This window comes from Flavobacterium cyclinae (genome assembly GCF_021172145.1).
Taxonomy (GTDB): domain Bacteria; phylum Bacteroidota; class Bacteroidia; order Flavobacteriales; family Flavobacteriaceae; genus Flavobacterium; species Flavobacterium cyclinae.
Map to the genome: position 1 here is coordinate 221227 of NZ_CP089095.1, position 13333 is coordinate 234559.

General features: G+C 32.4%; 12 protein-coding genes. 4 read left to right on the forward strand and 8 right to left on the reverse strand.

The window, feature by feature from the left end; all coding sequences use genetic code 11:
* Window positions 1-552 (forward strand): hypothetical protein, encoded by a 552-nt coding sequence (locus tag LOS86_RS01075; protein WP_231842825.1) that lies wholly within the window; start codon window positions 1-3, stop codon window positions 550-552.
* An 8-nt stretch (window positions 553-560) separates the two neighbouring features.
* Here LOS86_RS01075 and LOS86_RS01080 read toward each other — a convergent pair whose 3' ends face one another.
* The gene (locus tag LOS86_RS01080; RefSeq protein ID WP_231842826.1) at window positions 561-2351 is read right to left on the reverse strand and encodes a GNAT family N-acyltransferase; all 1791 of its coding nucleotides are present in this window, start codon (window positions 2349-2351) and stop codon (window positions 561-563) included.
* Between the two features lie 194 nt (window positions 2352-2545).
* Between LOS86_RS01080 and LOS86_RS01085 the strand changes: the two genes are divergently transcribed.
* The 3 genes from LOS86_RS01085 (at window position 2546) to LOS86_RS01095 (ending at window position 5457) form a co-directional block, all read left to right on the forward strand.
* Window positions 2546-3307, forward strand: a complete 762-nt coding sequence (locus tag LOS86_RS01085; protein ID WP_231842827.1) for an exodeoxyribonuclease III — start codon at window positions 2546-2548, stop codon at window positions 3305-3307.
* A 41-nt stretch (window positions 3308-3348) separates the two neighbouring features.
* The gene (locus LOS86_RS01090) at window positions 3349-4314 is read left to right on the forward strand and encodes an OmpA family protein (RefSeq protein ID WP_231842828.1); all 966 of its coding nucleotides are present in this window, start codon (window positions 3349-3351) and stop codon (window positions 4312-4314) included.
* A 102-nt stretch (window positions 4315-4416) separates the two neighbouring features.
* Window positions 4417-5457 (forward strand): aldo/keto reductase, encoded by a 1041-nt coding sequence (locus tag LOS86_RS01095; RefSeq protein ID WP_231842829.1) that lies wholly within the window; start codon window positions 4417-4419, stop codon window positions 5455-5457.
* Between the two features lie 68 nt (window positions 5458-5525).
* Here the strand turns inward: LOS86_RS01095 and LOS86_RS01100 are convergent, their stop codons facing one another.
* The 7 genes from LOS86_RS01100 to serS all read right to left on the reverse strand — a co-directional run bounded on the left by LOS86_RS01100 (window position 5526) and on the right by serS (window position 13222).
* Entirely contained in the window at window positions 5526-7136 is a 1611-nt protein-coding gene (locus LOS86_RS01100; RefSeq protein ID WP_231842830.1) for a DUF4139 domain-containing protein, read from the reverse strand.
* Window positions 7137-7203: 67 nt separating this feature from the next.
* A complete protein-coding gene (gene mgtE, locus LOS86_RS01105) occupies window positions 7204-8556 on the reverse strand; it encodes a magnesium transporter (protein WP_231842831.1) in 1353 nt (450 codons plus the stop codon).
* Window positions 8546-9325: a 16S rRNA (adenine(1518)-N(6)/adenine(1519)-N(6))-dimethyltransferase RsmA gene (gene rsmA / locus LOS86_RS01110; protein ID WP_231842832.1), complete on the reverse strand. Its 780-nt coding sequence runs from the start codon at window positions 9323-9325 to the stop codon at window positions 8546-8548. Before rsmA ends, mgtE begins: the two co-directional genes overlap by 11 nt.
* A 41-nt stretch (window positions 9326-9366) precedes the next feature.
* Window positions 9367-9672, reverse strand: coding sequence for a GIY-YIG nuclease family protein (locus LOS86_RS01115; RefSeq protein WP_231842833.1), 306 nt, complete (start codon window positions 9670-9672; stop codon window positions 9367-9369).
* Between the two features lie 38 nt (window positions 9673-9710).
* Window positions 9711-10037, reverse strand: a complete 327-nt coding sequence (locus LOS86_RS01120) for a DUF4286 family protein (RefSeq protein ID WP_231842834.1) — start codon at window positions 10035-10037, stop codon at window positions 9711-9713.
* Between the two features lie 57 nt (window positions 10038-10094).
* A complete protein-coding gene (locus LOS86_RS01125; protein WP_231842835.1) occupies window positions 10095-11876 on the reverse strand; it encodes a tetratricopeptide repeat protein in 1782 nt (593 codons plus the stop codon).
* A gap of 74 nt (window positions 11877-11950) precedes the next feature.
* A complete protein-coding gene (gene serS, locus LOS86_RS01130) occupies window positions 11951-13222 on the reverse strand; it encodes a serine--tRNA ligase (RefSeq protein ID WP_231842836.1) in 1272 nt (423 codons plus the stop codon).
* Window positions 13223-13333: the final 111 nt, after the last annotated feature.

Sequence of the window (13333 nt, forward strand, 5' to 3'; positions counted from 1 at the left end):
ATGGAGATAATTTTATTGATTATTGTATTTGTATTTTTTTTCGCGCTAGTTTTTTTGATGATTAAATATTTATTTATTCCTTTTTTATTTGCACCAAAGTTAAGTTCAGATGATGTTATTGAATTTTTGGAAAATCAAGAGCTTGTATTTGTTGGTGAAAGAGGATTGAATAAAGAAGAGAGTAAGTTAAATCCTTTTGAATACAAAAAAGGTATTTCATTCAGAAAAATGTATTCTGTGCGAAAAGAGTTTATTGTTGTTGGATATTCGGTTTCAAAGAAAAAATATACTTTTTATTGGGCAGAATTAACACGATGGTATGTGTTTTATATGAAGTATATTTTTGAAATTTTGAGTTCACAAGCGATAGGCAGTAGTGAGAATCTTATTTTTAAAAAAATTGAAGATTCCAATTTAATAGATAAATTAACAAATGAATTTAAATCCCCAATTAAATTAATTAAGGATAATTGCCCAGGTTGTGATTGTTCAATTGATGAAAAAACTTTAGAATGTCCGAATTGTGGACTAAATTTAATAATAAAAGGCTAATCAATCGATTAGCCTTTTTCTTTTCTTTCCAATTCCGCTTGAAATTCTTCCATAACGGGTTTTACGGTGCTTTCTGGTAAATCGGCAATTTTAATGTACATTAAGCCGTCAACCGAGTTGTTAAATAATGGGTCAACATTAAATGCTACAACTCTAGCGTTTTGTTTGATGTATTTTTTAATTAAAACTGGCAAACGTAAATTTCCTGGTTCTACTTCGTCAATTATTTTGTCAAATTTATTCAAATCGGCTTCTGTTTCGTTAAATACAAAATCTTTGTCGGCGTCTTTTAGTTTTACTTTGTATTCTTTTTTCGGGTGAACGTATTGCGCAATATACGGATCGTAATAGTGCGATTTCATAAATTCAATCATTAACGATTTTGAAAAATCCGAAAATTGATTGCTAATACTTACACCACCAATCAAATATTTATGTTCAGGATAATGCAAAGTTGTATGCACAATTCCTTTCCATAATAAGAACAAAGGCATTGGTTTTTGTTGGTATTCTTTAATAATGAACGCTCTACCCATTTCGATAGATTTGCTCATCATATCATACAACTCGGGTTCAAAACGGAATAATTCATGCAAATAAAAACCATCAATTCCGTGTTGTGGATAAATGCGTGAACCTAATCCCATTCTATAAGCACCGGCAATGCATTGAGCATCATCATCCCATAGAAACATATGGTGATAATATTTATCGTAATCATCAAGGTCTAACGATTCGTTTGTTCCTTCTCCAACTTCTCTAAATGTAATTTCACGTAAGCGTCCAATCTCATGTAAGATATTCGGAATTTTATCAGCAGTTACAAAATACACTTCATAATTCTTGCTTTGTAATAAACGATAATCACCTTTTTTCAAACAAGCCATTTCTTCCAAAATTTGATCATGATTAGCCGGTTTGGCAATCTGTTTTGGTGGTTTTGGAATCGTTAATTTTGGCAAATTAATTTTACTTTCATCTTCAAAAGCATTTGAGAGCATATAGGTTTTCTTACGTAAGAAATCGCCATAACTTTCAATGTCTTGATATTCGTTTTGTTCGTTTACCGATATAGGTTTACCAATACGAACTTTAATTACACGATCTTTTTGTGTTAGTAGTTCGCTTGGTAATTTTGCAGTTCTTAAAGTGTCATCAATTTTTGACAAGAAGTAAAATAACTTACTGTTCTTTGCGTGAAAATATATAGGAACTACAGGAACTTGTGCTTTTCGAATAACTTTGATAGCGCCTTCTTCCCAAGGTTTGTCAACGACTAATTTACCATCTTTATAAGTAGAAACTTCTCCAGCAGGAAACATCCCTAAAGGTTTTCCATCACTTAAATGGCGCAAGGTTTCTTTAATTCCAACAACACTAGACTTAGCATCTTTATGATTCTCAAACGGATTTACCGGCATAATATAAGGTTTCATCGGTTCGATTCGATGTAATAAAAAGTTGGCAATAATTTTGAAATTAGGTTCTCTTTCCAGCATTAATTTCAAAAGTAAAATACCGTCAATTCCGCCAAGTGGATGATTTGAAATGGTAATATAAGCGCCGTCTTTTGGCAAACGTTTTAAATCTTCTTCTGGGATTTCAAATTTGATTTGGAATTCATCTAAAATAGCATTTAAAAATTCCAATTCGCTCAAATGTTTGTTTCTATCGTAAATCTTGTTTAATGTAGAAATCTTAAGCACTTTCATGAGTAACCAACCCGAGAAAGTCCCGAAAACCCCATATTTATCAGCATTGATTGCTTTTGCAACTTCTTTAGCAGTAACTAAACCCATTTAATTTTGTTTATTGAGCAAGAAACAAAGATAGTAATTCTGCTGAATTGAGTGCTATTAGATTTTGTATTTAAAACTACAAATTTGTTATATTTTTTAGTAATCTGATTTCGAATTGATTACAAATTGAACCCTTTTTGAGTTTTAATATTAGAAAGCTTTTCCTTATATTTGGTCAAAAGCTACAAGAGTAAATGAAAATCATATCTTACAACGTTAACGGAATTCGTGCCGCAATTACCAAAGGTTTTTTAGAATGGTTACAACAAGCGAATCCCGATGTCATTTGTCTCCAGGAAATTAAAGCTACTGAAGACCAAATCCCAAAACTAGAAATTGAAGCAGCCGGTTATCCGTACCAATATTATTTTCCTGCTCAAAAAAAAGGATATAGTGGTGTTGCCGTTTTGTCGAAAATGGAACCAAAAAATGTAGTTTTTGGAACTGGAATTCAACATATGGATTTTGAGGGTCGAAATTTACGTGTCGATTTTGATGACGTATCTGTTATGAGTTTGTATCTTCCATCTGGCACAAATATTGATAGATTAGAACATAAATTTATGTTTATGGATGACTTTCAAAACTATATTAATGAGTTAAAGAAAGAAGTTCCAAATTTAGTAATTTGTGGTGATTATAATATATGTCACGAAGCCATTGATATTCATGATCCTATTCGAAATGCAAAAATTTCAGGGTTTTTACCAGAAGAACGTGCTTGGTTAGATGGTTTTATGAAAAGTGGTTTCATCGATACGTTTCGTCATTTAAACAAGGAACCACACAATTACAGTTGGTGGAGTTACAGAGCCAATGCTCGAAATAATAATAAAGGTTGGAGAATTGATTATTGTTTGGCAGCCGAACCTTTGAAAGATAAAATTCAAAGAGCATTAATTTTGCCAGAAGCTAAACATTCTGATCATTGTCCGGTTTTAGTAGAAATAAAATAAGTAAAAATTCAATCTCAAATATAAAATTCAATCACAAAAATATGATAAGAAAAATTGCCCTAGCCTGTGTAGTTTTAAGTTTAACTACTTCATGTGTTTCTAAAAAAATCTATCAAGATTTAGAAAACAAATACGCAGATTTAAAGAAAGAAAATAATGCGTTATCTGATGAGAATACAACTCTTAAAACAGATAAAAACCAATTAGAATTAGATAAAAATAGCTTGCAAACTGAACTAGATAAGGTAAAAGCAGAGCGCGATAAATTAGCTTCTGATTATGCGGCTACTAAAAAGAATTTAGACAATTTAAAAGCGTCTTATGCGGCTCTTGAAAAAGATAGTAACGATGCTTTAGAAGCTAATATTAATAAAAACAGACAGTTATTAGCGCAGTTAGAAGCTAAAGAAAAAGCATTAGCTGCAGAGCAAGACCGTTTAAATAAATTGAAAAAAGATTTAGAAGCGTCTTCTAGCAGATTAGCAGATTTAGAAAAAATGATTGCTGATAAAGAAGCATTAATGAACAAGTTAAAAGAAACTTTATCTAAATCGTTAAAAGCATTTGAAGGTAAAGGTTTAACAGTTGAAAACAGAAACGGAAAAGTTTATGTTTCTATGGAAAACAAATTACTTTTCGAATCGGGAAGTTGGACAGTAGGTGTTGAAGGAAAAAAAGCGGTTAAATTAGTTGGAGATGTTTTAGGTCAAAATCCAGATATTTCTGTATTGATTGAAGGACATACTGATAATGATAAAATTACAGGAACTATTGGTGGTGGAGTAGAAAATAACTGGGATTTATCTACAAAACGTGCAACTGCTATTGTAAATATTTTATCTGAAAACAAAGCAATCGATAAGAAGAATTTAACTGCTGCAGGGCGTGGTGAATATGCACCATTAATGAGTAACGAAACGGCAGAAGGAAAAGCTAGAAACAGAAGAATTGAAATCATCTTAACACCTAAGTTAGATGAGATTTCAAAATTGATGAATGAACTATAACATTTCATAAAAGATTGATAAAAAGGCTTGAGTTTTAAGTTCAAGCCTTTTTCTTTGGTTGAAACTTTGTAAATTTGTCTTTTAAGATTTTTAAACTCAAAAATGAACTACACAACACTACCTCATACCGAACTAAAAGTCAGTGAAATCTGTTTAGGAACCATGACTTTTGGAAATCAAAATACTGAAAGTGAAGCGCATTCTCAATTGGATTACGCCATTGAAAAAGGAATTAACTTTATCGATACGGCTGAGATGTACCCAATTGGTGGCAACGCTCAAATCTTTGGAAGTACTGAACGTCACATTGGAACATGGATTAAGAAAATTGGGGCTACGGAACGTGAAAAATTAGTTTTAGCTACCAAAATTGCTGGACCCAATAGAGGAATGGAATACATTCGTCAGCCATTAGATTTTTCTAAGAAAAGTATTCACGAAGCGGTAGAATTGAGTTTAAAAAATCTCCAAACGGATTATATTGATTTGTATCAAATGCATTGGCCAGAACGTGTGATGAACATGTTTCAAAAGCGCGGTGTTCAAGAAATTGATACCAAATGGCAAGACAATATTTTTGATGTTTTAACAGTGTATGACGGATTAATCAAAGAAGGAAAAATCAAACACATTGGGGTTTCTAATGAAAATCCGTGGGGTGTTATGCGCTTTTTAATGGAAAGTGAAAAACACGGTTTGCCAAGAATTTCCACAATACAAAATCCTTTTTCGTTATTGAATCGTTTATATGAAGTTGGTTTGTCAGAAATTGGAATGCGTGAAAATGTTGGTTTGTTAGCGTATTCGCCATTAGGTTTCGGATTTTTAACTGGGAAGCATTTGAATGGGATTCAAAAAAATTCAAGATTGGATTTGTTTAGAAATTTCGTTCGTTATACCAATGAAAATTGCTTCAAAGCAACCAAATTATACAAAGAATTAGCGGAAACCAACGGATTAACGTTAACGCAAATGGCGATTGCTTTTGTACACCGCCAAAAATTTGTGACTTCAACTATTATCGGTGCTACTACGATGGAACAATTGCAAGAAAACATTCAAGCTTTTGACACCATTTTATCAGATGAAATTATAGCTGAAATTGAGAAAATTCAAGAATTAATCCCGAATCCAGCGCCTTAATAGTGAACAGTTTTCAGTCTCAGTTAGCAGTATTGCACTGAAAACTGAGACCGTCAACTGTGACTATTTTATAAATTGTCTATATACTTATCTTTTGGATATTTTATTTTATAACTGATTCTGAATTTCTTGGTTTCTCCTGCTCCAAGTTTCAAATCCCAAGTTAAGATTCCCGTTTCTGGGTTTACTTTTGCTTTTCCGTTTTCTAATAATTCAATCGTAATTTCTTTATCTGTGCTAATTGGATATTGATCTTTTAGCAACATTTCAACCGCTTCTTTTTTGTTGTTTTTCACGGTGATATCGTAAGTAAACGTTTGTTCTTTATATCCTGATAAGAATTTAGTTCCCGATTTATCTGCAATTTTTTCACGTTTGATAGCGATTTTTTTATCTCTTCCCATACTCAAATTCAAAGTATCTGAAGTTTGATTTGGGTTAATCATCGTTTTACCAACATACATTCCTTCAAAGATAATATTCGCTTCACCTGGCAATAAATTGAATTTTGAATATTCGCTAATTTCAGCTAACAAGAAAGCTTCTTTTTCTACTTTTGGTACTGCGTAATATTTATATGTTGCAGGTAATTTCAAATCTTTCAAAGCAACACTGTGTGCTTTTCCATTAGATAATATATCATAAGGGATATCAATGTCAAATGAAATGTTCAATTGGTTTTCGTTGATAGTAGTATAGTTGGAGATTGATGACTCGTCTAATTCTGCTTTGTCTTTTTTCAAGTAGCCAGCTGAAATAACAACTGTGTTTAACTTTGCATTGGAATTATCGTATTGATAAACTCTTGGATAGCCAAATCGTAAAAACCAAGCTTGTAAAATAGGGGCTGTGTTGTTTTGGTTTGGATTGCCACTAGAAAGGGTTAGTTTAACTTTTTTCCAGTCGATTCCTGTGTTTTGTACCACTTTAGCTTTGTACATTAAATTGATTGGCGAATTGATATTGTCGGCACGTAAATCATAAAATGGTGACCAAGAAGCGTTATTCGTTAAATAATTGATGTCTAAATTCACTGAACTTGCTACATTTGTCATAACTTGTAAAACTAGTTTTCCTTGTGACGTTTTTTCTTGCTTTTGGGTATTCAATTCTAATTTAGAATTTAGTTTAGCTAATTTGTCTTTTAGTTTGTTTTCTTTTTCATAAAGCAAATCAATTAAATTACTTAATTCATTTCTTTTCGCTCTATAATAATCTACAAGTTTCATTAATTCGGTTACATTTAAACCTGAATTTTGTCCAGCCACCGTTTGATTTTTATCTAATAAATCAATCGTTTTGGAATAAGAAACTTTTTCATTGGTGATTTTGCCCATTTCTTTTTCAATGATGGCAATGCTATCACGAACTTTTTTGATTGCAGGATTACTTTCGTCAATTTCATATTCCGAAATAAAATTCCGTGTAAACTGAACCGACAAAACGGTAACATTAGCTGGAGCGCCAATTTGAATGGTGTTTTCATTTACGTAATCGGCTACGTTTTTAATAACAATTTCGCTTGTTCCTGATGGAAGTGTAACGGAAGCTGATTGTAATAATTCAGCCGAATTGCTATAAACTGTAGCGCTTTTAATTTTTGCTGAAGTAAAAATTGGTTTTTGAGCAAATACCATTGCTGAAAAACAGAACAAGGTTAAAACGAATATTTTTTTCATCTCTATAAATTTTAGTATTTCTACTATAGAGTGAAATAAAATGGAAAAGGTTGGGAAGGAAGTGAAATTAAATCCCCAAAATAATCTTAGCAATCGTGAAATAGGTCAAGATTCCTAAAATATCGTTACTAGTTGTGATAAACGGACCAGTAGCTAATGCAGGGTCAACTCCGTACTTATTTAAAATAATTGGTATAAAAGTTCCAATTAAAGACGCCATAATAATTACAGAAAGTAAGGCAATTGAAACGGTATAGCCAACATGAATTTCGTATCCTAATAAAAAGTAACTACCTAAAAGTAATATGGCAGAAAGTATAATTCCGTTAAGTAAACTTAAGGAAAGCTCTTTTAATAAACGCTCCACTACTGGACCTATTATAGTATTGTTTGCCAAACCCTGTACAATAATCGCAGAGGATTGAACTCCCACATTACCTGCCATCGCAGCAATTAGCGGGGTGAAGAAAAACAATTCAGGATGTAAATCCATCACCGGTTCGAAAATTCCTAAAACGTGTACCGAAATAAAGCCACCAAATAAAGCTAAAACCAACCAAGGCAAACGCGCTTTTGTTAATTCTAAAACACTATCATCCGCTTCAACGTCTTGTGAAATCCCGGCTGCTAACTGGTAATCTTTGTCGGCTTCTTCCTTGATGACGTCAATAATATCATCAATGGTAATTCGTCCAACTAAACGGCCTAGTTCATCTACAACGGGAATGGCTTCCAAGTCGTACTTTTGCATGATGCGCGCTACTTCTACATCTTTGGTATCTACTTTTACGTAATCTACTTTTTTGATGTAAACTTCGCTAATAGGAGTTTTCGTTGAGGTTGTCAATAAATCTTTTAACGATAAACGACCTTTTAATCGTTCTTCATCATCTACTACATATATCGAATGTACTTTTGAAACATTTTCTGCTTGAGCTCGCATTTCTTTCACGCAAGTTAAAACATTCCAATTCTCGTTTACTTTTACCAACTCTTTTCCCATCAAACCACCGGCAGAATCTTCATCGTAGCGTAATAAGTCAACAATGTCTTTTGCGTGTTCAACGTCTTCTAACTCCGAAATTACTTGCTCTTTTTTGTCTTGAGGTAACTCGGCAATAATGTCGGCAGCGTCGTCTGTACTTAATTCGTCAAGCTCTTCTGCAATTTCTTTTGGAGATAAATTGCGCAAGATTTTTTCACGAACTTCTTCATCTAATTCCAGAAGAATTTCGGCTGTTTTTTCAGAATCTAAAGTGTTAAATATATAGGAAGCGCCGTAATCATCGAGTTCTTCCATGATTTCTGCAATATCAGCAAAGTGAATATCTTCAAGAAGCAAAAGTAATTCTTGCGACTTGTTTTCACTTATAAGTTGTTCTATTTCAGATAGAAAATCTCTGCTGATTTTAAACTCCATCGGCTGCTATTTTTTGGGTAATTTCGATAAATTGTTCCACCGAAAGTTGCTCCGGACGCAGGTCAAAGATACTATCTTCTTTTAAATTATCAGAGAAATTGAACGATTTTAAACTGTTTCGCAATGTTTTTCTTCTTTGATTAAAAGCCGTTTTTACCACATTGAAGAATAATTTTTCATCACATGGTAACGAATAATCTGCTTTTCGTCGTAAACGCATTACACCTGAATCTACTTTTGGTGGTGGATTAAAAACGCCTGGCGGAACTGTAAATAGATATTCCGCTTCATAAAAAGCTTGGGTTAAAACGGATAAAATTCCGTAGGTTTTGCTACCTTTTTTCTCGCAAATTCTTTCGGCAACTTCTTTTTGAAACATTCCAGCAAATTCGGGAATTTGATCACGCATTTCTAAGGTTTTGAATACAATTTGTGTTGAAATATTATACGGAAAATTTCCAATGATAGCAAAAGGTTCGCCATTGAAAACTTCGTTTAAATTGTATTTTAAGAAGTCTTTTGAAATGATATGATTGTCTAATTTTGGATAGTGAACACCCAAAAATTCCACCGACTCCTTATCTATTTCAATTACATAGGTTTCGGTTGGTTTGTCTAATAAATATTTGGTTAAAACACCCATTCCTGGACCAATTTCCAAAATTTTAGAATAGCCTTCTAGCGAAAGTGTATCAGCAATATCTTTTGCTATGCTTTCGTCTTTTAGGAAATGTTGTCCTAAGTGTTTTTTTGCGGTTACTTTTTCCATGTGTCTTCCTTTTTTTTCATTCCCGAGAAATCGGGAATCTTTCAATTAGAATGATTGTACCAATCAAGTGATAAATCTTCCCAATCTTTATTTTCTTTTTCAATTAAATCGATTTTCCATTTACGATTCCATTTTTTTAAACGTTTTTCCCTCAGAATTGCGTCTTCAATGTAACCATGTACCTCAAAGTAAACCAATTTATCTACATTGTATCGATATGTAAATCCTTTATTTATTCTGCCTTTATGTTCTGCAACTCTTCTAATTATATCATTTGTAACTCCAATATAAAGAACAGAGTTGTTTTTATTAGCTAAAATGTAAACATAATAAATATGTGCTTTCATATAAAGTTTTTCCGTTTTCACGGAAAGGACAAAATAGGTTAATTTCCTGCGCTATAAAATTCCTCCATCACTTCCAATTCCGTTCTAAAAGCTAACATTTTATCCGCGAAAAGTTGTAAGCCTTCTTGGCGTAATCTTGGAGCGTGATTTTTGTAATAATCTTCTAATTTCGCTCTAGAATCGGTAAAATATTGAACGGCATAGGTAGTTCCTCCCATTTCTTCTTCTACTAAAACCTTCACCATTTTAGCATTGGTAAACAATCCGGTTGCTAAAACATCGTTAATATGTTTGTTCTGCATCCACTTTAACCAAGCGGAATGAATGCTTTCATCTACGTTTATGGTTACGTTGTATATAATCATTATTCTTATTTAATCGTTTAACTAAAGTATCTTTCTCTTGCTTCTTTTTTCTTTTCTCTAAATCGTTGTATCACCTCGTAACGTTCTATATTGTTTTCTGCTTTCTGTGTAATACAAACTATCAGGGTGTTCTAATACTACTTTTTCGTATAATGCTTTTGCTTTTTCGTTGTCTAATAGATGTTTTCTATAAATCTCTGCCGAAAAATACAAGGCTTCATCTTTATAAATTCCGTCTTTATGGTTGTCTAAAATATTTTGATAATATGTTAAGGCTTTGTTGAAATCACCTTTTTCTTCATAAATTTTCCCCACTTTAAACAAAGTTCCTTCTTCAATACTTTCTCCTTTGTGTTTTTGTAAAATGGTTAAAAAGAGTTGAAGTGCTTCCTCTTTTTTGTTTTGGTACAATTTAAAATCAGCATTGGCATAGGATTGAAGCGCTGTTTTTAAACTGTCTTCAACTGAATTGTCTTGGATAAGTAAGAACAATTCAACTGCATCGTTTGCAATTAACAAACTCGGTGACTGCTTCAAAACTTTTACTTGTTGTAACGTCCAATCGAAATCTTTTTTATAGAAGTTGGCTTTGGCTAATTTGAGACTGGCTTCGTGAGCCAAAACATCGTTTTTCAAATTGTCTTCCACTTGTGCGTAATACAAAATAGCTTGATTGAATTTTTCATCGTACACCATAATATCCGCCAATTCCATTTTAACTTTTGATTGTTCTCTGATGTTTAAAGTATTGTTTAAATAATCATTAAGCCTTTTTTTTGCAGCTTCAGAATTATTTAAATAAAATGCTTCAAATCTAGCAGTTAGTAAAACAATTTTTGTTAGATAAGGATTTTGATGATACTTTCCTAAAACGTTATTCAAACTATTATATATTTCTTGATATTCATTAGGAAGAGCATTTTCTATACGAGAAGATAAAAGAAAATCATAAGCTTCAAGATGAAGTTGCGGGTCGGTTGAATTATCTAAGATAAATTGAAAAATAGTTTTAGCATCTTCGTGCTGATTTTCTTCGACAGCTAATTTTCCTAAAATTATTATATTATAAATGGTTTCAGGATTTCTCTTATAAACCGCTTTCTCTTGAATAAAGGCTTTTCCGTATTCTTTTTGTTGGACGAAAAACCAACTCAAGAATTGGTTCCAATATACATCTTGCGATTTTTGTGTTCTAAGCAATAAGTTTTTTCGAATAGTAGAAGCAAAAGAACCATCTGTATCGTCCATTAAAAAACGAGTTAAATGATTTTGAACCATTGGCGTTCCTTCTGGAGTTTTGAAGCCATAATCTAAAAGTTTATTTAACATGACTTCTAAATTACCTAGTTGCCCTTCAATCATCGCAGTTTGGTAGTCAAAATTGAGATTTGGGATTTTCTTTTGAGCCGTTTCATATGCCTTTAATGCCCAAGTTAACAATACTTTTTTCTCAAAGGAATTCGCAACTTGATAGGCATGATTGGGTTCTTTTTCAACTTCTTGAATGGCTAATTCGTAATTATTATCAGCTTTATCCGTGTTTTTTTGAAGTTGGTAATTGTAGCCTAATTCAATGAATAATATAGGTTGATTGTATTTGCTTTTTCGATTTGTTATAATAGATTCTGCTTTGTCGTATTGTTGCATTTGTTGGTAACATTCTACCACTTTTTGAAAAAAGAAATAGTTAGAAGGTTGTTTTTTTGAAATCTCCTCAAATAATGTAAGCGCCTTTTGAAATTCACCTCTCTCAAAATAATCCAAAGCCAATTCCTCGTTCTGTGCCGAAACCCAAAAAGAGAACAAAAAGAGTATAAAAAAAGCTATTTTTTGTAACATAAATAAAACAAACAATGTACTAAAGTAACACTTTTTAGCGTCAAATTAGTACATTATTTAGTAAAGATTAACGTTTAGTTAATGATATCGAATCCAGTATATTTTCTTAAAACTTCAGGAACTACGATGCCTTCTGGTGTTTGGTAGTTTTCTAAAATTCCAGCTAATACTCTTGGTAATGCTAATGAACTTCCGTTCAAAGTGTGTGCCAATTGGTTTTTACCTTCTTTGTCTTTGAAACGTAATTTTAAACGATTCGCTTGGAAGGTTTCGAAATTAGATACCGAACTAATTTCTAACCAACGCTCTTGAGCTGTTGAATACACTTCGAAATCATACGTTAAGGCAGAAGCAAAGCTCATATCGCCACCGCATAATCTTAAAATACGGTAAGGTAATTTCAATTCTTGTAAAATTCCTTTTACGTGTTCTACCATTCCATCTAAAGCTTCGTAAGATTTATCAGGATGTTCAATACGAACGATTTCAACTTTATCAAATTGGTGTAAACGATTTAAACCACGAACGTGTGCACCATATGAACCAGCTTCTCTACGGAAACAAGGTGTATATCCAGTACAAAGAATTGGTAAATCATTTTCGTTTAATAAAACATCTCTAAAGATATTCGTTACTGGAACTTCAGCTGTAGGAATTAAATACAAATCATCAACACCTACATGGTACATTTGTCCTTCTTTGTCTGGTAATTGACCAGTTCCAAAACCAGAAGCTTCGTTAACCATGTGTGGAACTTGGTATTCTAAGTAGCCAGCATCGGTATTTTTATCTAAGAAATACGTGATTAAAGCACGTTGTAATTTGGCACATTTTCCTTTGTAAACTGGGAAACCTGCTCCTGTGATTTTAACGCCTAATTCGAAATCAATTAAATCGTATTTTTTTGCTAATTCCCAGTGAGGTAAAGCACCTTCGTGTAATTTTGGAATTTCACCTTCTTGATAAACATTTAAGTTTTCTTCAGGTGTTTTCCCTTCAGGAACTATGTCGGCTGGTAAATTTGGTAATTTGTATAATTCTTCTTGTAATTTAGCGGCATATGTATTCAATACTTCGGTCAATTCTTTGTCTTTTTCACGAAGTTGAACTGATTTTTCTTTTAAGATTTCAGCTTTTGCTTTTTCGCCACTTTTCATTAAATCACCTATGTCTTTGGATAGCTTGTTCGACTCGGATTTGATAGTGTCTAATTCAACTTGAGTTGCTCTTCTTTTTTCGTCTAATGCAATAACTTCCTCAATTGCACTTTTAGCATCTAAGTTTTTCTTAGCTAATCTTTTTACTACTTCGTCTTTGTTTTCTCTAATGTACGCTATCTGTAACATAATATATAGGATTTTAAGGATGCAAATTTAAGAAATTGGATTTAGATTATCGATAAAAATCAAAAATGCTATAAAGATTATATACTTCATTGGTTTTTAATATAAAAACTA

Coding starts and splice junctions, on each gene's coding strand:
- LOS86_RS01120 (WP_231842834.1), bottom strand. CDS start 10,037: ATGATTATATACAACGTAACCATAAACGTAGATGAAAGCATTCATTCC.
- mgtE (WP_231842831.1), bottom strand. CDS start 8,556: ATGGAGTTTAAAATCAGCAGAGATTTTCTATCTGAAATAGAACAACTT.
- LOS86_RS01115 (WP_231842833.1), bottom strand. CDS start 9,672: ATGAAAGCACATATTTATTATGTTTACATTTTAGCTAATAAAAACAAC.
- LOS86_RS01095 (WP_231842829.1), top strand. CDS start 4,417: ATGAACTACACAACACTACCTCATACCGAACTAAAAGTCAGTGAAATC.
- rsmA (WP_231842832.1), bottom strand. CDS start 9,325: ATGGAAAAAGTAACCGCAAAAAAACACTTAGGACAACATTTCCTAAAA.
- serS (WP_231842836.1), bottom strand. CDS start 13,222: ATGTTACAGATAGCGTACATTAGAGAAAACAAAGACGAAGTAGTAAAA.
- LOS86_RS01100 (WP_231842830.1), bottom strand. CDS start 7,136: ATGAAAAAAATATTCGTTTTAACCTTGTTCTGTTTTTCAGCAATGGTA.
- LOS86_RS01080 (WP_231842826.1), bottom strand. CDS start 2,351: ATGGGTTTAGTTACTGCTAAAGAAGTTGCAAAAGCAATCAATGCTGAT.
- LOS86_RS01090 (WP_231842828.1), top strand. CDS start 3,349: ATGATAAGAAAAATTGCCCTAGCCTGTGTAGTTTTAAGTTTAACTACT.
- LOS86_RS01085 (WP_231842827.1), top strand. CDS start 2,546: ATGAAAATCATATCTTACAACGTTAACGGAATTCGTGCCGCAATTACC.
- LOS86_RS01125 (WP_231842835.1), bottom strand. CDS start 11,876: ATGTTACAAAAAATAGCTTTTTTTATACTCTTTTTGTTCTCTTTTTGG.
- LOS86_RS01075 (WP_231842825.1), top strand. CDS start 1: ATGGAGATAATTTTATTGATTATTGTATTTGTATTTTTTTTCGCGCTA.